Genomic DNA, 22,140 nt, shown 5'->3' with positions numbered 1-22,140 from the left:
GCTAGCGTCTTTGGCGTTCGAGCTCGACGGCATCCGCTTCGGCGGAATTCGGCGAGAGGATGTTCTTGACGGTCTGTCCCACGAATTCGGCGCCTATCCCGATCAGCGTCCCCGTGAGGGAATCGTTCGAGTATTCAAGGTTCATCGCGGCCTTCGCATCGGATGTCGCACGTTCGTTACGCAGCGTCGCACTGTCCGAATAAACTAACGGACGTTTGCCGGTGAGGTTCACGCTATCGGTCTGCGAGGCATCCTTCTTCTGCACGAGCTGTGCATTTGCAGTCGTAGCGCAGGCAAATAATGCAGCAAGCACGGCAAGACGGGAAACAAGCCTCTTCGCCAAAATCATGCCGTTTTTTCCTTCTTATCGTGCCGCGCAAAGAACTCCGCGACAATCGTGCCACTTATGGAATGGTACGCGCAGCTGATGGCACACGGAACCACGCAAATCGCAGCCTCCGGGTGTGCCGCCACGTTCTCGGGGTTAGCGAAGAAGGCCGCGGCAAGCACGGTCGCCATGCCCGCATTCTGCACGCCCACCTCGATAGCGATGGTGCGCTTCTTTGCGGTATTGAACTTGAAGATGCGCCCGACGGTATAGCCCAGCACGTAGCCGAGCCCGTTGTGGAAAAATACCACCGCAAGCACGAGGAACAACAGCGAAAGCCCGTTCGTAAGCAGGTGCGGGCGCACCGTCACGATGACACCGCCCACAATCAGCGCAAGGCCAATCACGCTAACCGCAGGCATATTCGCACGCACTTCCTTGAACACCGGGTTCTTGCCCAGGAAATAGTTGCAAATAAAGCCAACCAGAATCGGCGCAACCGTCACGTACAGGATATTCAGGAACATTCCCTTCGCGTTCACGTCGATGCTCGTATCGGCAAGCCAGAGCACGAGCAGCGGGGTCATGAGCGGGGCAAGCAAGGTCGAGACCATCGTCATGCTCACGGAATACGTCACGTCCCCCTTGGCGAGGAAGCTCATCACGTTGCTCGAGACGCCACCCGGGCAGCAACCCACGAGAATGATGCCCACGGCCAGGTACGGGTCGAGCCTGAAAACCTTGGTGAGGGTGAAGGCCACCAGCGGCATGATGGTGTACTGCGCGCAGGCCCCGAGCAGAATGTGGAGCGGCTGCTTCATGAGGTTCTTCACGTCGTCGACGGTGATGGTAAGGCCCATGCTGAGCATGATAACGCCGAGGATTATGGAACTCGTGTTACCGTGCACCCAACCGAAAGTTACAGGGGCAAAAAAAGCCACAACGGCGGCACCGATGACGAAAAGCGATGTGTATGAAGAAAGCAGACGGCTAGCAGCCTTGATTATTTTCAACATGCGCAAAATATAGGAAATCGCCTACACTGCAACACGTCTACCGTCTAGAACATCACCCTGTAGGGAATCTGTTTTTCGAAGCGGCGTCCCTTCAGGTCGCGGTATTCCTTATGCGTAGCCCCGCGCATGTCGGCAGGGCGTGCACGACGGATATCCCGTATCACGGTTGTCGAATCCGTCGCCGTAGAATCACCCGCGACAACAGATGACGAGTCCTGCGGCTGCACAGTCGAAGTATCTGCGCCGGCGGATTTTTCCACCAGCACCTCGACGCGGCCCGTATATTCGGTATTGTCGTTGCCCTTCACGGTGTACTTGAACGAAGCAAGCCCGCTGAAATTCGCCTTGGGCGCAAACCTTGCCGTATAGCCGTCACCCGCAAGTTCCACGGTTCCATTCTCCGCAGCAGAGACGCTGTAGGTCGGCGAGACATCCTTGAACCCGCGCGTAATCGTGCGCAGGTCAAAATCGAGGGACTTCCCGCCCGCAGCCGTCGCGTGCATGGCACCCAGCCAGTTGATATACTTCTCGATACGCACGTAGCCATCACTTTCCTTGGTCATCGCGTCATCTTTTGACTTGTCATAACCAAGAGCCTCTTCGAAGTAATCCGGCATGCCATCCTTGTCGGAATCGGTCGCGGCCTTCCCCGCAATCACCTCGCCCCAGCCGTTGTTGGTCTTGAGCCCCATCGCGCCCACGCTCTTCACGAGCGCACCGGCCGTTCCAAGCGTATTCACCTGGTACCACACCAGCGAATCGATGTCGTCGTACGGGAGCACGCCGCTCTGCGACGTCACGTAGCGCCACGCACTTGCGGCAGAGAGCATCGGGCCCGATGTCGTAAGTTCGCTCCAGGGTTTCGCAAGTTCCTCGCCCACGCCCTGATAGTAGTAAATGCTCGAAGGCCCGCCGTTCAGTTTTCCGTCGCGGTCCGTATCGATCATGTTGCCGCTCGCGTAGATGCTCTGGTTCTTGTCTACCTGGAACCACGGGTTACTCCCCTTCGGGCCATAGACAAAGTAATTATTCACGATGTCGTGATTGAAGTGCGTGCTCGTATGTGTCGTGTAGCCCGCTTCGAAGTTGTAGAGGATGTTGTTCACGAACACATCGTTAATCTTGTCGAGCGGGTTTCGGTTGTGCGTATTCACAAAGGCGTTGTAGTACCAAGCCCAAGTGCCATCCACCGATTCGATATGCGCTCCGAACTGCTGCCCGATGGGGTTGGCAATCAGCGAGTTCTGCACCGTAATGCCTGTAACGCGGTAGCTTGCATTGTCCGAAGAACCGCCGAAGTTGTTCCACGGCGCAAGTTCCACCGAGCAGTGGTCCACAATTACGTTCTTGGAATCGTAAAGGTTGAGCGCATCATCCTTCTCGGACGCGGTATTTTCGCCCGGACGGATTCGCAGATAGCGGATGATGATATTGCTCTGCTTGCCGGTACTGAGCTTGCCGCCGTGAATGGCGATCCCCTCGCCCGGCGCCGTCTGCCCCGCGATGGTAATGTTACTCTTGATAGAAACCGCCGTCTTGATGTTGATGATGCCACCCACATCAAAGACCACGATTCGGTTACCCTGGCTCACCGCATCACGGAAGGAACCCGCACCGTCATCGTTCAGGTTCGTCACGTGATAAACGCTGCCGCCACGACCACCCGTGACCTGCGCCCCGAAACCGAGCGCCTCCGGAAAAGCCAGCGGTTCGGCACCCGCCCCGATAAAACCAAACACTGTCAGGCAAAGCGCCGAAACTGCCGTTTTTGTACCAAACATTCCCATAATCGACCATCCTTTACGGGTCCGCACCACCGAACCCGACAAGTACAATATATTTTTTTTTACGTCAAAAGAAAGATTCTTCCCTAATAACGGTTGTCTATGGACAACACACATTTATCTTGCCGTTTCATCAAGATTCTGCATCAACTTGTGAGTTTCGATAAGGATGGCGATGATTTTGCGGTAATGCGAGATGTCGTCGAAGGTAAGGGTACGGTTTTTGCGGTCCTTGAGCCACTTTTGGGCGGGTTGATAGCCGCCGATGTAGAAATTCCAAGCTAATTCAGGAACATTCGCAAAATACTGCGTCTTGTTGATGTAGACTTTCCCGCCAATGTCTTCCCCGACTTGGTCGGGGATCTCCTTTTCAAAACGAATATCGCTTACAACATTGTTGCCTTCGATGTCGAAGGAGGTTGCCTGCGGTGGAATTTCTTCCATCAGGTGCAATTTGCGGAGTTTGTTGCCGATGGAAACGATGCGTTCGAATTCTTCTTTGTTTTCTGGGTAAGGAATACGAGGAAAATCAATTTTCAGAAATTCCTTGTATTTTTCACGATAGGACGGTGTATGGAGAACGCCATAGATGTAATCAAAGACTTGTTCCGGAGTCGTTTTGAGTTTAGTGCACTTGTCTATTTTGCGCCAGATTTTTTCGTCTAGATTGGGCTTACGAGTCTCGCCGAGTTTTTCTTCACCATCTGTTGGATAAAGGTAGAGAGGGAAAACGTTTCCACCTCCTAATTTCCCAGCGCTAGCAATGAGATTTATGTCTGATATCCGATTTGTGCAGAAAACGTATTTCCAATCATCAATACATTGTCGAGAAACGCTCAAAGACAAATTATCCCTAATAATATGCCGCATTAAGGCGAAGCGATGTCTTTCAACCTTTTGCAAATCATAATCAAGGAAACGATTGTCAAGAACTCTATATGAATAGATTTGATTATATAATGAATTAATTGCGTCAAAAGAAACTAATTCCGCATCATGATGCGTTTTGATGCCGGCGGCATTCATTTTCATTAGTTCGTCAATCCTGAAACCTTTTTCGTATTCTTCTTGTATTGAAAAATCTTTTGGAACAAAGAAAAACTGAGGTCCTTTGGGAATTAATTCTTCCCAAGGCACATCACTGAAAGATGTGTTTGCTAAAAATGCATATTTTTCAAAACGTTTACCAAAGAGCTCATAATGGTAAACGCGGGCTAGAGATCCTTCGACTTCGCCCTTACGGGCTTCGCTCAGGATGACACTCTGTTTTTTCTTAATAAAAATGTTAATGCTTACGCCTTGCATGATATCAAAGACATTCTCGTCTTTGTCGCCATCAAATGCAGTTTCCTTTTTACGAGTGTCGCCATGCAAATCAAGAATGTAGATTTCATCAAAAGTTTCCATCAATGCTTTTCGCATTTGTCGATGGATGATTCCATCTATGAAACTATTGTTTGAAATATACGCGAGAATTCCTTCGCCATTCTTTTCTACATAGTAATGGCCTAATCGAATGAATTTAATGTAATCATCCGAAAGCGGCTGGATATTTTTCTCGTTTAAATTTTTCTTATAGGTTTCCGATAATTCCTGAATCCAAGCGCTTTTATTACTACTGCTCACGCTATACGGCGGGTTGCCAATCATTACCATTACGGGTGTATCGCGCTTGACAAGGTTCGCCTCGTTTGCTTCTTGCGCAAGCCATTGTGCAAACAGCGTTCCCGTGTCGTGGTCACATTCTTCAAGGGAATTGGTAAGGAATATGCGGAGTCGCTTGTCCTGTTTTGCCTTGTAACCCGTCTGCGCCAGCACCATGTCCAATTTCAAGTGGGCAACGGCGTATGGAGCCATCATGAATTCAAAACCGTTCAGGCGCGGGAGCAGATGTTCTTCCACATAGTTTTGCCAAGCACCTTTCTGGTTCTCCATTCCAGAATATATCTTGCGGACCACTTCGGCAAGGAATGTTCCCGTTCCAGTTGCAGGGTCGAGGATTTGGACTTTATGGTATTCCCGCGTTTCGTATTTCTTGTGGTCTTTGGTGCGATTGTCCGTGTATAGGTTCGAAGTTTGACGAATCGTCACCTTGCTCGTGTCGGCAAGCCCATCACTCAAATTGAAGCGGGATTTCAGAATTTCGTCAACGGCACTGACGATAAAGTGGACAACGGGTTCGGGCGTGTAATAAACACCACAGGCCTTTTTCTGCTTGGGGTCGTAATAGCGTAGAAAATCTTCGTAGAAGTGAATCATCGGATCGGCTTGCCCCGTAGCCTTTCCAAAATTCTTCATAACCTTCGGCATGTCCGTCACTCGGAATGTTTCTGCCAGGTCATCTACAATCCATGCGATGCTGGTATCTACATCGAATGCGGCAACATTCTGGAAAACCTTGCGCAAGAACGGATTTGTCTTGGGAATGAGCGTGGCCGCTTCTTCTCGACTGAACGTGTCAGGAGTGTCGTCATGGAGCCTTGCGGCAAACATTCCATAGCAGATTGTCTGTGCGTAAATATCGGCAAATTGACGTTCCGTCAAATCGTGAATCAACACCTTCTGGAAAGATTTCCATTGCCCCGCCAGTTCGCCTGCCTTTTCGCTATCGGTTTCGAGAGTCTTTTCAATCACTTCGGCAAGGAGGCGCGCCTTGGCAGCCATCATCTGCGCCAGTTTTGTAGAACTCGTAATTTTTTGCGGTGTTGATTCCGCAATGTGCGCCACCATCTCCAAAAACATCGGGACATTAGCGTCTATCAGCGCAATTTTATTCCCTTTGATTTCGGCAATGCGGATATTTTGAGTCGGCATTCCGTTTTCATAAGAATGGAAATCAAGGTAATCCGTGAAAAGGATATGGTCTAGCGAGTTCTTGTAGCGGTTGAACTGTTCCTTGTGCTGGCGGTTTCCATCCAAGTCGCTATCGCCGATGTCCTTTGCCTCTACGAACGCAACAGGAATGGATGTTGCTCCTTTCCCTTTCGCGATAATGTAGTCCGGCGCTCCGCATTGGATTCGGCTGGGTTCGTTTGTGATGGTGAATTTGGGGAGCAAGTCGCCAAGCAGTTTTGCGAGTGCTGGGCGGTAACTGTGTTCGGTCGCCTTGCCCGTAGAAAATTGCTTGGAAACCTCGTCGATGTACTGTGCGACGGATTGAATCTTGCTCTTGTCCAAATCGGCCATGGCGGCTCCAGCGTTGCGAGAGCCGTTCCTTGTTTCACCGCGATTTCCACAAATAAAAAAGGCGTGGAGTCGCAGTGCCTATCATTGCTGCGGGCTACCACACCCTTGACTCAATAAGCACAAACGACCCACGCCCCAGATGGGACGTGAGCGTTCGTCTTATTCTCGAGTCATTTGAAAGTGGTAGTTTCAGCAATGAGAATAAGAGACGAATCTCGAATTTCTGTTCGCTCCGAACCATTCGGTACGGGGCTATTTATCGTGCAATATAGATTATTGGAATGGCAAATATTGCAAAAACCGACCCTAAGGGGCCGGTTAACGCAAATATAAGGCTTAGCCGAAACAGCCCTACGGGCTACAAGAGACTTTTTATTTCTTCGACAACCTGATTGGGTTCAGAATCGATGTTCACAAACCGGATATTCCGTCTTTGGATCTCGGCCGCATCGCATTTAGATTCCACACCGGCACGGCAAATCGCTATATCCCTATAAGGAATGTAGATGGGAATAACTTCACCATTCGCAAACAGCGGCCTTGCTTCTAGGAACATCTTTAACTGAGGAAGATATCCCTTTAAGTACTCAAATATCCGCTCGTGACGCTCTATTTCCCATGAGTCACCGTTTGATTTCATTTCAATAGCCATCTTTTCGGCATCTTGGCAAACAGAAACTATTGTTTTACAGACAGGCTCCGCCGAAGCGTCAAACAGATTGTAAACTTTCGACTCGCATACGACACCAGGCAAGCCCAAATAGCACTGAACCGCATTTATATGTCCTGCCGTCGGAAGTTTCTTGAGTAGATTATACCAGCCCTTCGCATTGTCATATTCAGAGAACTTTTGATAAAGGCAGAACTTGTATAGGGCATAGTTATCGCGAATGAACTTGGAATAATAACCACCCGTAGCCATTATGATATCCATCGGATGGAGCGGAATATTTTCGCGCATGGCGACACCCACCCGCGATTCACTTTCTAATGAACAATGTCCATAGACACGTTGCATTTCTGACCAGTCCAAATAGCACTTGACATCACCACGTTCAAGGGCCAAATCCTCAATATAAGGCCCACACGATATGAAGAACGTTTCCTCCGTATAGTAGCGTTCACAAAGACGCATGAGAATCCCTTTTAAGGACTCGAATGTCACCGATTGTCTTTTGGCAAGAAGTTCCTGAACATAAACCCACAGGTAGTTTACATTTTCTTCGATATCAATGTATTCTTCCTTATCCCAAATCGCCTTGGCCTGGTGGTAAAAAGCCTTTTCTTCGGGCAACATGGCACTTTCAGGCGTGTGAGGCAAGGATATAGGGACTTTGTCTTTTACAAGACTTTTCCTTATCTTGTATACCCGGTCATCCATTATCGCGAGCAAATCACGATAGGCCTTATGGGCTTTTTTGAATTTTGGGGTTGCCTTTTTCCAAAAAGTATTTTCAAATTCTACTTGTTCTTCTGCGGAGAGTCTATCTGCATAAGGAATTCCGTGTAAATCTATAATTTCATATGTAAACCCTCTTACATTCCGCAAATATTCGTATAGCGCATCTGTTTTAACCTTAAGTTCAGAGTCATTTTGAACAAGTTCATCAACAACTTTTTGTCCATCATTAAAGTTTCGCTCCATATAATCGATGCGTTCTTCCATCGTCAAATCGAATCGACACAAATCAATGATACAATCTGATATTCGAAATGAAATGACAGACCAAAGATTTCTAGGAACGCTAAGCAATTCCTTTTTTTTCTCAAAGCAATATGCCAAAGAGCCCATGTACCAAACTAGGGAAGCCCTACTGCTATAGAAACTTTCAAATCTATTAATGTATCGTTTGTCCATATAGACCTACCTTGTTTAGTATTCATCAATGTTAGTATTTTTTCGTTTTTCTTTGCGTCTTTCATTCCGCATGAGCATAAAGACCATAAACAACAAGAAGAAACAGTAGCAAAAGAAAAAGAGCGTTCCAAAGTTTTTATCAAATTTACAGTCGAAAATCGAATTGATGGCGATAGATATTATTATAGCTTCTGCGAACGCGCCTACCGAAGCCGCCAACAAACCAGCAAACATGTCTGTAAAAATATCAGAGAAGAAACGGAGAACATAAGATATTCCGACAAACACAAAGATTGAGACTCCCATATACACGCAATCGAAATCAAGGCAGAAACTTTCTACAAACAGCACTGCAATGAGCAGAACTGCCACCACCATGGCTATAATTCTGCTCTTTTGACTTGCCCGCATCGGCAATTTAAGATTTATGATGTTCCGATCCGACATAAGACACCCTTACTGCAATAATAGGAAAGAACGCAAATTCAGTAATATACTAATCCAAATACCAGACTGTTTCAACATTGACTTTCTATAAAAAAAGTGGTATATTAGGGAGGAAAGGTGTTATTTTATGAAACTCATCAGTACAGATTTCTCTAATTTGGGAGAAAAGACCATATACGATTTTGGCGATGACGAAGCCATTGATGAACTTTTGAAGGAGCATAAATCGACTAGAGAACATATTACACGCGATTTTTTCGACACCGCAGATTCGATGGTGCGCTTTAATTGGATGCGTGATTTAGCTAGTATGCTACTGCATGTAGACCCGAATGCGAAAAAATTTTTCAAAGCAGTCGAAAAAGAACTTGACAAATACTTCAAGCATCGCGACAAAATGTTTGCAAAAGGCATTATCATAGATTGAATATTGTTGCCTTATTGATTTTATCAACAATAAAATCAATCCTCTATTTTGTCTAATCCAAATACCAGACTGTTTCAACAGTATCTCCTGCTTCAATATCATCAGGGGTATAATCAACAGATTGCGAGCCGGAACTTTCTGCTAAATCAGCCACCATGTTATAATCTTCCCGACCAACATAAACGTCAATGCTACGTCTGGAGTAATCGACACTTACGATACCGCCTAGTTTATGTCCGAGCGTCATGGCGATCACCTCGGCTTTTTCGCGGGCATCCTTGACTGCCGATTCGAGAATTTGAAGCTTGACATCGTGAGAATCTTTCCTGATAAAAGATATGTTCACTTCGAGTTCAGGCCACGCGGCTCCCAAAGTCGACATAACCTTTGATGTAAGAACACTATCCAAAGGCAACTCAATAGAGAGACTTTGATTCAAATGATATTCGACAAGCCACCGGACTTCCTTGCTAATCCATTCCCGATGTTTACTTATCGAGAAATCTGATGTCTTAAGAGATTCCTTCGGAATATTCAGCTTTTCAAGAGCATCCCTCAAACCTTTGTTACCTAGGGAGGCCTCGTTATATGCCTTTTCATAGGAATCGTGCTTGGAATCTATAGAAAAAGTGAGTCTCGTGGTGTCCGGAGAGATTTTGACAAAGCCCGTCCCCATAACTCTAATAGTTTTCTGATTCTGTTCCATAATAGCCTCCATTTGGTTATACCACAAATATATATTCATAAACTGTCATAAAATGACAATTTATATTTTTTCAAATCTAGTTTCAAAAAAAACGAAAATCTCTTGACATTCACCCCTTGTGGAGTTATATTTATTAGTGCACAAACGTTCTAGTGCTCAAAATTTCAAACACGACGGTTTTACGCTTGTCCGTAGTAAAAAAGGAGTAAAAGATGAAACGAATAAACGTCATGAACCGTGAAATCAAAACAATGCTCGTTAACGGCGTCGATTATGTCTGCATTACTGATATTGCTCGGCAAAAGAATCCTGTGGAGCCTAAGGATGTTGTGAAAAATTGGATGAGGTCAAAAAATACAATAGAATACTTAGGTTTATGGGAAATGTTGAACAATCCCGACTTCAAAGGGGTCGAATTCGACCCCTTTTTAAAAGAAGCTGGTAGCCATTCGTTCACTATGAGCCCTTCTCGATGGATTGAAGAAACTGGTGCAATTGGACTCATTTCTAAAAATGGTGCTAACGGCGGAACTTTCGTGAGCTCTCAAAAATCAACTACCATATCCATACGGACGCCATCAAGCAGAATTTGATTCCGGCAACACTTACAAAGCAACAGATGAGCATGGTTTACGCAAACGAAGCCGATGTTCTAAATGTTGCTTTATTCGGATTTACGGCTAAGGAATGGCGCGATGCACACGCCGATTTGCAGGGCAATGTCCGCGACTATGCGACGGTAAACCAGCTCATATGCCTTTCGAACATGGAATCGTTGAATTCCGTACTGATTAAGGAAGGCTTGCCGCAGCCAGAACGATTGCAAAAGCTGAACCAGATTGCGATTTCGCAGATGACAGTACTGGAATCTATCGGAGAGAACAAGCTTTTGAAATAAGAAAGCCTAGGCTCGTTTGAGCCTAGGCTTTGAGGGGATACGGTATTTCTTTTGTAGTTTACTTGCGCATGACCTTGATGGTCTTGTTCAGGCGAGAGCCGTCGCGGGCCATTCCGCGGACGTTCACTATATAGACGCCCCTACCGAAGGGCTGCAGATCCACCGAAGCGGAACCGTCTGCGGTCAGCACATTCTTGCTGAGCATCGGATTTCTGCCGCTCAAGTCCGTTACACGAATTTGTGCATTTGCGGGAATGCCGTAGAGGCGCACGATGTTATCCGCAACGGTGTAGTGGAAAATTTTCACAGGAGAGAACGTCGCAATCGAAGTCGTCGAAGAATCCGTTGCCGTCGAATCGTCCGCGGCAACAGATGTCGTGTCGTTTTCGTCTTGTCCGCCCTGCGAAACATTCACGGCAAGTCCTTGCGTCACGCCGATGTAGCGACTAAAGGTATCGCCCGCATTGTCCTTCAGCGTAAACTGCACGTAGCCCGCACCTGCAAAGCTGTCGGCGAGTTTCACCGTCAACCTGGAACCGCTCACGGTCGCCGTCACGCCGCTCGGGGCCGACACGGTGTAGGTTCCGCCGTCGTAACCGCGGGTAAACTGCGAAAGGTCTATCACCTGGGTTTCGCCCTTCGCGAAGGTGTAGTGCGCGCGGGCCATCCATTCCAGGTAGCGTTCCAGTTCCGTCCAGCCATCGCCCAGGCGGTCCCTGTTCGCTTCGCTAAAGTCACCGCTCTTCGATTTCGGATTATAGCCATACATGTTTTCCCACCAGTCCGGAAGCCCGTCCAAATCGCTGTCGTAGTCGTCGGCCCGGATTTCGCTCGGGTAAGGTTCCCAGCCCTTGATGTTCGCCGTATCCTTCACATCGGTTTCGCGGTCGGGAATGCCCGCCATGCCACCCACGGACCCCTTCATGCTGTAGGTTCCGTTCTTGGTCTCGTTTATCACGCGGGTGTCGTGATTGTCAAGTACCGGCATGCGCTGGCCCACATCGCTCAGCACATCCTTGTAGGCGGCCTTCGCGCTCTGGACTGTCGCATACGAGGCAAAGAAGGGCTTGCTGTTCCAGGGTTCCCAATCCAGCACCTGCCCGCCGGAAAGCGAATACTCGCGACCGCAATTGTCGTTGGTGCCGTCGCAGGTGAACTTGCCGCCCGCAGCCTCGAGAATATTGTTGTGGTAGTAATACGCCTGCGAGCCTTTGCCCGTACCTTCGAACTGCGCGCGCAATGTATAGCCGTGCAAGGTAGTGGCGGCGCCCTCCTTGTAGTAATTGCCCACGAAGTTCACCTCGTGCGCACCGCCATCGGTCACGCGGCTCACCCAGTTATAGACAACGTTGTTGAATATGTCGAGGCGACCCGCATAGTAGCCGTTCCCGTCGAGGCCACCGCCCAGGCTCCAGTTGCGGCCCGCATTGTGCGCAAGCAGGTTGTGGTGGAAACTGCCGATATCGCCGCCGATAGTCGCCGCATACCCGTGTCCCGTCCCGACAGGGTAATTCTGGTGGTCCGCAATGTTCAGCGCTTCCGAAATCAGCGTGCGCTGCAGCGTGAGATTCTTGCCGCCTCGGCTACTGAAGGCTTCGTCAATCGTCCAGCTGATACTCGCATGGTCCAATATGCTGTGGTCGCCGCCGGTGAGCCCCATACCGTCGTAGGTGGCGCCGTAACCCAGGCGCACGCGCATGAAGCGGATGACCATGTCCTTGCCCGTGAACCCGATGGGGGCACTCTTGATGGTAATACCCTTGCCAGGAGCTGTCTGCCCCGCAATCGTCACGTAATCCTGATTGCAGACCAGGCGCGATTTCAGCTGGATCATTCCCGACACCTTGAACACGATGGTACGCGGGCCAATTTCTGCCGTGCACGCCTCGCGCAAGGAGCCTGCACCGTCATCGTTCAGGTTCGTCACGTACACCACCTTGCCGCCGCGGCCACCCAGGGCGTTGCGGCCATAACCTTCGGCACCCTCGAACGCGACGCGGCCCGGCTTGAACGACCATACATTCCCTGCCGTGACCGTTCCGTTCGCATCGACTTCATCGATGCGCCAGTAGTATGTCTGGAGCGGAGTCGTACCGCTCACCTTATACGAACTGCCGGATTGTTCACCCTTGTAAACCGCAGTGTTCGAAGGCGTTGCCGCAAGCACAGTCGCCGAATCCGTCCCGAAATAGACGCGATGCTTTACGGCCGACTTCGCCGCCGTCCACGAAAGCGTCAGCGCCCCGCTTTCGTGCGGAGCGTGATAATCTAAATCCGCAGGCGAAGGCCCTGTCGCCTGTGCCGCCGCATTGGGCACATTCAGTTCAAAGCCGTTCAGGGTAACCGTTCCCGTATTCAGCTTTATCGCGGTCGAAGCGCCCGTACCGCTTACATTAAAAGTCACGTAGGCAATCGCCGCCTCGCCTGTCGAGAGCGCACGATTCGTGGGCTTGACCGACGTCTGCTTCGAGTTGTTCACGTAGACATCGATGCTGTTGCTTGCCGCCGTTCCATCGACATTGTTCAGGTACAAAAGGAGGCTGTGCGTCCCTGCCGCAAGATTTGAGAAGGTGAGCGTAATCGCCCCACCGCCTTCGACCATCACGCCGTCGCACACAAGGCGCGCATAGCTCGGGGACTGCACCCCGGCCTTGTACCAGTTGGCCTTGAGGTTCGCGCTTCCGGCGACATTCACCTTCACGCCCGAAAGCGTCGTGTCCTTCGAAGCGACACCCGAAACCACCCAGGGCACGTAATTCGGTTCCGTAACCTCGCTCGAATTGCGGCCGCTCATGTCAAAATCGACCTTGATGACGGGCGATGCGGCAAAGGCAAGCGCCGCCGAGAGGCCCAATACGCGAATAGAATTCAAACATCCCATACAAAACTCCTTTCTGCCCTCAAAAATACCCTCGGATTTGCTCCGGGGGTAGGGTAAAAGAAATTTCCAGTTGTCCGCGGACTACGGCGGGCACCAGCGGTGCAAAAAAAACGCCCCGGCTTCCGCCGGGACGTATCGTTTAGTTAGGAAACTACCGTTCTACTCTTACCTGCACCGCATTCTGCATCGTGCGACCTTTGAACTTGACACGGACCATGTAGACGCCCTCGGGGAGAGCCCTGATTTCGCGGGACAAGTCAGACGCTCCTGCCGGAACATTTCTTGCAAGGCGCGCCACCTGGTGGCCAGTCATGTCAAAGAAATCCACCTGGGCATACCCCGATTCGCGGGCAATCAGCGTACCATCTGCAAGATTCAGGTGTATTCCGGCAGCAACGCGAATGTTACCTGCAAAGTCGTCTTCTGCAGTGTAATCGCCACGGGTAAGCCCCGTCGTTTCCGAAGAGTCTCCCGCTACTTCAGCGCTCAAGGTGTCTATCGCCGAGAGTTGCGTCGAATCCTCAAAAAGCACCACGCCTTCGACATCAAAACCGATCTGATCGATGTTCGGTGCACCCGCCTCTTCCAGCGATTTCAGATAAAGCACATTCAACCCCTTCTGGAGCGAAACACCCACCGAGACGCTATCCCAGGTATCCCAATCGGCAGTGGGCTTGAACGTCAGCGAACCGACCAGGTCTTCATTCATCTTCACCATAATGCGACGCGTATCCGTTTTGCCGTGGGCGTAGCGCAGCACCATCGTTGCATTCTTGTATTCCTTCGGCGAAACCAGGTGGTAAATGCCGTAGCTATCGAGACTGTTTTCGAAATCGTAGAATCCCGTTCCGCGGAAATTCTCGTGGTTGTCGGCAAAGGCTCCCTTTGCATCGGTCGGTACCGCCGCCTCGATATCGCTCCGAACCATAAGAGGAGCAGGTCCCGATTCCACGACACTCAGGATGGTGAATTTTCCGTTGCGAGTCGCTTCGCCAAAGTCAGCATTCCCGCCTTTCGTCGTAATCGTATAGGTAAACTCGCCCTCGACAACGGGAGTCCCGCTAAAATAGAGCGATGATGTCGTCGCATTCCACACGGCCGTCACGCCTGCCGGGAGCCCGTCAACATTCGCCCCATCCGCATGCTGGATCGCGAAGGTGAACGGGACAATCGAATCACCCTTCACAATCACCTGGCTCGAACTACCTGCGCCCTGCTTGACAATCGCGGCCGCCTTCGGCGTGTTGTCGCCTATCAGCACGATGTCCGGCTTCGGGAACTTGCCCTTGTTGCCATGCAGCCAAAAACCCAGATGCGGCGGCTGGTTGTAGGCGGTATTCTGCCAGCTCATGCCATTGCGATAAACCGGGTCGTGCGCAAGCGTGTACATGCGATGTTCGGTAGGCGTGGTTGTCGTGTAAATGTAAAGCTTGGAGGCTCCATCGTGCAAGATGACTTCCTCGCGCCAGTCGCCCAGAATGTCACCGCTGAAATTCGGTGTCGCCTTGGTGGTATTGCAGCTGTTGCCCTGCATCTGGAAAAGCGTATTGCTCTGTTGCTTTGCATGGTCCCACTTGCTGATGGTCGTATTGTCCAACAATTCGTCAAGCAGGTCACCATCCCAGTAGATACGGAAGTTGTAGGCGGGACGCTTGTCGGCCTTCCAGATTTTTCCCTTAGCCGTATAGGTGTTCCAGTTTGCAGCAGACCAGAGCTCATGTCCGCGGCTGTTGGAATCGACGTCGCCCGCGACACCGCGCCCGTTATCGCCCGAACTGGTTTCGTAGAAAAGCACCTTGCCAGTACGTGCGTCGTGCAAGTTGTAGCCGTAGGGCTTTTCCTCGTGGACCTGCCAAACCTCGAGGCCGTCGTTATCGGGGTCCAAATCGCCAAAGTGGATTGCATCACCGTGACCGTAACCTACACGGTACATGAACTTGCCATCGTGATCGATAGCGCAGTTACCCTGCATGATTTCATCAAATCCGTCGCCATCCACGTCACCCGCCGAAAGGTTATGGTTTCCCTGCCCGTAGCATTCCTTGCCGCTCGTCGCCGAATTGTGGTACCAGCGTTGCGTCAGCGATTTTCCGTCCCAGTCGTAGGCCGTGAGCGCCATGCGCGTGTAATAGCCGCGCTGGAAAACCATGCTCGGTTTCTTGCCATCGAGATAGGCATTTGTCGCAAGGAAGCGGTCGACGCGGTTCCCGTAACTGTCGCCCCAGTTCTTTACCGTACCGCGCCCTGGATTATAGGCGACGGTCGCCATTTCAAGTCCCGTTTCGCCGTTGAAAACCGTGAGGTATTCGTCACCGGTCAGAATGTATCCACTCGAATTGCGGTAATCGCTGGTATGTGCCGCATTGGCCGCTGCGCCCTTGCTCAGGTACTTTCCGCTGGCATCCTTCGTTCCCGGCGCAGTCTTTACGGCAAGTTCCGCCTTGCCGTCGCCATCGTAGTCACCCACGAGCATCTGCGTGTAGTGCGCCCCCGCACGGATGTTTACGCCTAGGTCGATGCGCCAAAGTTTTTTGCCGCTCATCTTGTAACAGTCAATGATGACGTTGCCCGTCTTTCCCTTCTGGGAATTGTCCTTGGAATTGCTCGGATCCCACTTGAGAACCAACTCGAACTCGCCATCACCATCCACATCACCCACGGCAATATCGTTGGGACTGTAGGTGTAGTCGCTACCGCCTGCAGGCCTGTCCAGGTTCACTGTCAAGAACTGCTCGCCCCACACGGGTACGGCATCGTCAGATGCAAGTTCCTTGCCGTTTATGACAGCCTTTACGGAATACCTGCTCGAGGTTGTCCCTTTCGCGTCGGTATAGTTGCTCGCCTGTGTCCCGCTGAGGCTCGCGATTTTCTCGCCATCGCGGTACAGGTTAAAGCCCGTCTCGGAGCCCTCGGTCCCAAGGACGCGCCAGCTGAGGAACACGCCACCGCCGGTCTTAACCGCCACAAGCCCGCGGTTCAGCCATTCCATCTGGCGAGCCGCCTGCGACATGCCCACTCCAAGCGCGAGCGAAAGCCCAAACATCCACAACTTTTTCATCATCCAATCCTTTCTTTGAATTACAGGCCCCGCACCACCGGGAACCTGCACCTATAATATATCTCCGGCACTCCAAATAGTACCTTCACCACCACACTTCCGGTTGTCCATAGACAACGGAGGGAAATAATTTTCCATAATCTTTATAAAAAAAAACGCCCCGACATTCGTCGGGACGCCTTGTTTGGTATTGAAAACTACTTTGCGAATGTCGGTTGAATTGCCTTGCGGTTACCTGCACGTAGCGCATTCACCGAGCGACCGTTCACGTAGAACAGGCGTCCCGGCTGCTGCATATTCGGCCTGCGTTGCGGAAGCGGGCACACAAACGTCGTCGAATCGCCCGCAGAAATTTCCGTAGAATCCGCAATCGAATCGACCGGCGCAACCGATGTATCGACCGGAACGACAATCGGCGTTACAGCGGTATCCTTCAGCGTGGTATCGACCGGCACTATAACAGGCGGCACATAGCCGTATTCGTACGCACCCAAATCCGGAGCCTTGCCCTCGTACTTGAGCCCCACATTCACGCCCTTGTCAATCATCTGGCTGTTCTTTGCGAGCTTCAGGAAGTCGATATCCGGAAGGCTACCGTCGGCCTGGCGCGGGCCGAAAGCACCACCGAGAGGCCCGAGTTCCTTGCCCGTCACGGTCATGCTCGGGTCAGAGACACTCACGAAATCCGATTCCTTCGGGGTGATGTTCAGGTTCCAGGTATTGTATTCGCCCGCCGCATATTCGCCGCCAATGTAGGCCGTCTTGTTCGGGAAGGCGATATTATTCTTCATCACGTGAGCCTTGCTGCCCTTGAGCACGACGCCATCGGTGCGGTTGTCGTTTGCATCCCAGGTGCTCGCCCACATGTTGAACGCCGTGCCGTTCATATAGGCCGTATTGTTGAACCAGTCGTTACCGCCGCTGCTGTGGTTCGCGTAAAAGCCCGACGCCTTGTTTTTCCAAGCAACGCAGTTGCGGATGGTATGGCGCACACCCGTCTTGCTGCTCCCCGCCTTGAAACCGTTTCCGTTGCCATCCTTCGGCTTGCCGGTTCCATAGTTGCTGTAGCCGTGGCCCATCGCCCAGCTGTTCTCGATAACCACCGGGAACTCCTGGCTAATAAAATCCCAGCCGTCGTCGCTGTTCCACCAGGCACGGCACCCGATGAACTTTGTCGTATCGCCGCTAGTCTGGTAATGTACGCCGAAGCCATCGGCATTCTGTCCGTCGCCCTGGCGCCCGTTGGGGTCGTAATTGTCGTGACTGTCGCAGTTCAAGAACAGGTGGCCGCCCGCACTCCCCGTGCCGCGTTCGTTCACGAAGAATCCCGAACCGCCGTTATGGTGGCTATCCATCAGTTCCAAGAAGATATGCTTGCTGCGTGAAATGTACACGCCCACATTAGATTCACCCTTCATGGGCACGTTCTTGACTTCGAGCCCTTTCAGGTGCAGGTACTGCGCCTGGATAAGGATACCCGAAGTGTACCTTACGTTGTTCGAACCGTTGGCAATCGGCATCTTGCTGAAGTCAATGACCGGTTTTTCGCCCGGGTACGCGAGGTAATGAATGCGCTTGTTATCACTTGAACCGCTCTTGGTCAGGTGAATGCCCGCGAACATGTTGTCGTTTTTCACATAGTTCGTGTCCGTATGCAGGTAGGTTCCGCCGCGAATCCAGACGGTATCGCCCGCGTTCACCACGGAATTCGCCTTGTTGAGGGTTGCAAAGGGGCTGTCCTTCGTTCCTTTATTCGTATTTTTTCCGTCGGGGGCCACATAGTAGGTCGCCCCGAAAGTTTCCGCAGCAGCCAAGGCAATCACGGCCGCACACAACACGCGCTTCATTTTCATACCTCGCCTCGTCCTGTTACTTTGTATATACCCTGATTCTTGACGCGCGGTTCTTCAATGCACCCGCAGAACGCCCGTTCACTAGGAAGTTCCGGCCACCGTTACGGAGCGTATTGCTGCGCACAGGGATCCGCTGGAGCACCGTCGTGCCGCTGTCGCCCACCACCGAGTCGCCGGGATTGACAGGGACCACCGCATTCTTATTCACGAACTCGATGCGGTCGATATTCGGGCCGCCATCCTTCGTGAGCGAGGCGATAGTGATGGCACTTGCTCCCGCAGGCAACCTGAGCGTCACCACGCTCGAATCCCACGTTTCCCAGGCACCCGTCGATTCGAAGTCCACCGATTCCACCTGCACCTTGCCGTTCACCGCGACACTTACCGGACGATTTGCCGTAGAGCCGTTCGCAAAGACAATCTTCACGTCCTTATCGCCCTCGTCGGCAGCAACCACGGAAAGCGTCAGCGAAGAACCCACCTCGTTATCAAGATTCGCGTAGCCCTTGCCCGAAAAGCCCTCGTGCGTCGACTCGAGAACCGTCTTGTTGAACACGCCGTTTTCTGCCTCGTAGCGCAGGGAGTCCTTGCCCACGAACTTGAAGGTCGCACCCAGGTTCACATCCTTGCCGAGACTTGCCACCGTGTATTCCTTGCCGTTACCCGTGTTGTCGCCGGTCCACGCCACGAATTCCCAGCCCTCCTGCGGCACGGCGGTAAAGGTCACCTTGCTCCCTTCCGCAATTTCACTACCCTCGATGCTCTGCGCAATCGAGCCGCCGTAAGCGACCGTCGTCTTCACGTTGTACTTCTTTACGGCCTTGCCGACCTGCACCCAGTCCGGGAGCGTCGCGCTATACTTCTTCGCAATGTCGCGCAGTTCCCTAAGGCGCGCATTCGCCGTATATTTCTGGCCGTCGCGATCGAACATCGGCTTGTTGCTGTAGCGGGTCGGCTCCCACACGAAGGTTCCCCAGCCCAGGTCGCCAAATTCATAGAACACCGAGTTCACGAGGGCCGTGCGTTCGCCCGTATATTCGCAGCTCAGCACCGCCTTCTTGTTCTTGACTACGAGCCCGAACATGTCGCGCCAATCCTGCCCGTTGTTCGTGGTACCGTAGGTGGAACCGCAAATGGCATCGTAGTCGATGTTCGCGTGAATCTTGTTGTACCAATCAGCAAAACCCTTCTCGGGGCGCGGCTGGCCATGCTGCATCACAATCTTGATGGAAGGATCCGTCTCGCGCACCGCACGCACGCCCGAATTGATGATATTCGCGAAGTCCGCCGTCTTGCTCAGCGAAACGCCCGCCACCTTCGAGTTGATTTCGTTCCCCACCTGCACCATGTCGGGGCGCAGCCCCGCCTTCATGAGCGCATCCATGGTCGTCTTCACGTGGTTATAGGCGAGCTTGCCCATCTCGGCATTGCTCTTGCCCGCCCACGAGGCCGGAACATTCTGGTGGCCGATGGATGCCCACGTGTCGCTCATGTGGAAATCCAGGAAGAATCCCATGTTGTGCGCCTTGATGCGCTTGGCGAGCGCAATGGTATGTTCCAGGTCGCACCAGCACACGTTGGAATTTGCACCGGAGTAACTCTCCTTGGCGTAGCCGATGCACGAATTCACGAAGGTGCGCACGCGGATAAAGTTGATTCCATGATTCTGCAGGATATCAAAGAGGTCCTGCTGCTTGCCGTTATCGTAGTATTTCGCCCCCAAGGACTCGTCTTCGAGCACCCACGAGACATCGACACCCACGATATACGGGCGCGCAAGCGCCGCAACCGCCACGGCACCCAGAACCAGCGCCGTTTTCCTGATGATTTTTCCCAATCCAAACATCCTTCACTCCTTTGTTTTTTGTTAGCACCTTGTTGTACTATAAATTGTACTACAATTTTCTATAAATATAACTCTTTTTACTACAAAGCGTACTATATTTTTTGAAAAAATTTAAAATTGGCGATTTTAAACGAAAAATGAGGATTTTTCAATTCCCAATGCGAATAGGCTTACCCGTAAACAAGCCCTAGCGCGATGGCGAGCAGGCTGAGTACCGCAATCTGCTTGACGATGGCGAAATTTTCACGGTCGAACATGCTTTACCTCAGCTCGATTTTCTGGATGCGGCCGCCGAGCCTTACCACGTATGCGCCGGGAGCAAGGTTCTTGACCACGACTTGCGCGGCGTGCCCGCGGGCAACCACCATGCCGTGCAGGTTCATCAGGGCGTAATCCGCAGCCTGCGAGAACCGCAACCCATCTGCGCGAGAAACCCCGACAACCCGCGCTCTGAAATTCACGGGCGTTATGGCCAGTGACGTAGTTTCTGCGGAACTGCTCGACACGTCCTCGCTGGAGGAACTTGACATCAGTTCAGCGGTCCCTGAGCTCGACGCATCCTCGCTGGAAGAACTATATGCAGATTCGTCGCCCATATATTCAAACTTGAACGACTGATTCTGCGTCCCGGTCTGTTTCCACACGACAAGCGGCATTCCCGCCTCCGTAGAGATGTTCAGGACATCGCCCAGGTATTCACTTGCGGTATCCGCATACAGGCGGTAACCGTCATCCACATTAAAGTTCTCGATGACAATGCGGTTTTCGGTTTCGACGGTCCTTGCGGTATCAAGCAGGTTTCCCTTTCCGAACGAAAGGTACTTCCCCGTTTCGATGTTCCTGAGCGTGTAGGTGTAACCGACGATTCTTTTGAGCGCCCACAACTGCGATTCGCTTTCTTCAGAATCCATCTGGATTACCGCGGAAGCTGCATCTTCGAGACTCAGGCCGCTGTGCCGCGCCTTGATGCGGTAAACGCCATCCCTGATTGGCGCGTGGTCAACCTTCTTTACGCCCGCATCGGTCATGGTGATATTCGCGATGGTTGAGTCGTTTTCGTAGTAGGCATAGTCCACGCACAGCGCACGGCGGAAGCTGCCACCAATCGCGCCCGTATGGTATATGTAATACCACTGGTTATGGAATTCGACGAACGCCTGGTGGCTCGTATTGGAATTCTTGTTGTAGCCGACAATGACCTTGGAATTGGATACGGGCCCCGTCGGGCTTTTCATGGTCGCCTGGCCAATGCGTTCTTCCCAGCCGTAGGCATACGTCAAAAAGTAGTAGCCGTTCCTTTTATGAACGTACGGAGCCTCGGTAAAACTGGGCGGCGTCACGTTGAACATGCTGCCTTGCAGTTCGACCATGTTTTCCTTGAGCCTGTAGCCCATCACGGCGCCGTTGCCCCAATAAATGTAGGCCAGCCCGTCGTCATCGATAAAGACGGTCGGGTCGATATCGTAATTCACGCCGCTATTCGCAGCAGTCATGTCGCTGGTAATGAGCGCCTTGCCGATGGCATCCTTGTACGGGCCGGCCGGATGGTCCGCAACCGCGACACCAACTGCAAAGTCCCTGCCGTCGTGCACGGTCACGTACCAGTAGAACTTGCCGTTCCGTTCGATAGTCTGGCTCGCCCAGGCACTGCCGCGTGCCCACTTGAACGACTTGATAGAAAGCACGGCCCCGCGATCCACCCAGGTATCCATATCTCCCGAAGAGAATATGTGCCAGTCGTTCATTATGTAACCTTCGTGACCGGCGGGCGCCTCGTCATGTCCCGTGAAGATATACATGGTATCGTTGTAAACGAGCCCTGCGGGGTCTGCCGTGAACATATTCGTGACAA

At 51.7% G+C, this 22,140-nt stretch carries 13 protein-coding genes and 1 pseudogene; 2 read left to right on the top strand and 12 right to left on the bottom strand.

From position 1 onward, the window contains the following. Position 1: 1 nt before the first annotated feature. The 6 genes from B4B27_RS08040 to B4B27_RS08015 all read right to left on the bottom strand — a co-directional run bounded on the left by B4B27_RS08040 (position 2) and on the right by B4B27_RS08015 (position 8,619). Positions 2–349: a hypothetical protein gene (locus B4B27_RS08040; RefSeq protein WP_290725427.1), complete on the bottom strand. Its 348-nt coding sequence runs from the start codon at positions 347–349 to the stop codon at positions 2–4. Beyond that, a complete protein-coding gene (locus B4B27_RS08035) occupies positions 346–1,344 on the bottom strand; it encodes a bile acid:sodium symporter family protein (RefSeq protein ID WP_290725424.1) in 999 nt (332 codons plus the stop codon). Before B4B27_RS08035 ends, B4B27_RS08040 begins: the two co-directional genes overlap by 4 nt. Before the next feature lie 44 nt (positions 1,345–1,388). Then, positions 1,389–3,125 carry an Ig-like domain-containing protein gene (locus B4B27_RS08030; RefSeq protein WP_290725422.1) on the bottom strand — a complete coding sequence of 579 codons (1,737 nt, stop codon included), beginning with the start codon at positions 3,123–3,125 and terminating at the stop codon, positions 1,389–1,391. Positions 3,126–3,245: 120 nt separating this feature from the next. Then, positions 3,246–6,314 (bottom strand): type ISP restriction/modification enzyme, encoded by a 3,069-nt coding sequence (locus B4B27_RS08025; RefSeq protein ID WP_290725421.1) that lies wholly within the window; start codon positions 6,312–6,314, stop codon positions 3,246–3,248. A 358-nt stretch (positions 6,315–6,672) separates the two neighbouring features. After that, positions 6,673–7,980 (bottom strand): hypothetical protein, encoded by a 1,308-nt coding sequence (locus B4B27_RS08020; RefSeq protein ID WP_290725420.1) that lies wholly within the window; start codon positions 7,978–7,980, stop codon positions 6,673–6,675. Between the two features lie 207 nt (positions 7,981–8,187). Beyond that, complete coding sequence (locus tag B4B27_RS08015) at positions 8,188–8,619, bottom strand: hypothetical protein (RefSeq protein WP_290725418.1); 432 nt, start codon at positions 8,617–8,619, stop codon at positions 8,188–8,190. Between the two features lie 127 nt (positions 8,620–8,746). Here B4B27_RS08015 and B4B27_RS08010 point away from each other — a divergent pair, with 127 nt between their 5' ends. Beyond that, positions 8,747–9,046, top strand: coding sequence for a hypothetical protein (locus B4B27_RS08010; protein WP_073319689.1), 300 nt, complete (start codon positions 8,747–8,749; stop codon positions 9,044–9,046). Positions 9,047–9,098: 52 nt separating this feature from the next. Here the strand turns inward: B4B27_RS08010 and B4B27_RS08005 are convergent, their stop codons facing one another. Further along, positions 9,099–9,752 (bottom strand): SIMPL domain-containing protein, encoded by a 654-nt coding sequence (locus tag B4B27_RS08005; protein WP_175549808.1) that lies wholly within the window; start codon positions 9,750–9,752, stop codon positions 9,099–9,101. Positions 9,753–9,964: 212 nt separating this feature from the next. Here B4B27_RS08005 and B4B27_RS14650 point away from each other — a divergent pair. After that, positions 9,965–10,650 (top strand): annotated as a pseudogene (locus B4B27_RS14650) (KilA-N domain-containing protein). 58 nt (positions 10,651–10,708) lie between these two features. Here the strand turns inward: B4B27_RS14650 and B4B27_RS07990 are convergent. The 5 genes from B4B27_RS07990 to B4B27_RS07970 form a co-directional block, all read right to left on the bottom strand. Continuing rightward, a complete protein-coding gene (locus B4B27_RS07990; RefSeq protein WP_290725409.1) occupies positions 10,709–13,531 on the bottom strand; it encodes a T9SS type A sorting domain-containing protein in 2,823 nt (940 codons plus the stop codon). Between the two features lie 151 nt (positions 13,532–13,682). Further along, positions 13,683–16,589: a hypothetical protein gene (locus B4B27_RS07985; RefSeq protein ID WP_414654304.1), complete on the bottom strand. Its 2,907-nt coding sequence runs from the start codon at positions 16,587–16,589 to the stop codon at positions 13,683–13,685. A gap of 197 nt (positions 16,590–16,786) precedes the next feature. Continuing rightward, entirely contained in the window at positions 16,787–18,442 is a 1,656-nt protein-coding gene (locus tag B4B27_RS07980; protein WP_290725404.1) for a right-handed parallel beta-helix repeat-containing protein, read from the bottom strand. Between the two features lie 16 nt (positions 18,443–18,458). Beyond that, complete coding sequence (locus tag B4B27_RS07975) at positions 18,459–20,288, bottom strand: glycosyl hydrolase 53 family protein (protein ID WP_290725401.1); 1,830 nt, start codon at positions 20,286–20,288, stop codon at positions 18,459–18,461. A 260-nt stretch (positions 20,289–20,548) separates the two neighbouring features. Next, on the bottom strand, positions 20,549–22,140 hold a 1,592-nt coding region (locus B4B27_RS07970), incomplete at its 5' end, for a family 43 glycosylhydrolase (RefSeq protein WP_290725399.1).

Origin of the sequence: Fibrobacter sp. UBA2449 (genome assembly GCF_002342555.1) — a bacterium.
In the GTDB taxonomy this organism is placed as follows: domain Bacteria; phylum Fibrobacterota; class Fibrobacteria; order Fibrobacterales; family Fibrobacteraceae; genus Fibrobacter.
Note: the sequence above shows the minus strand (reverse complement) of the source record. Positions and strands in the feature narration are given on the sequence as shown.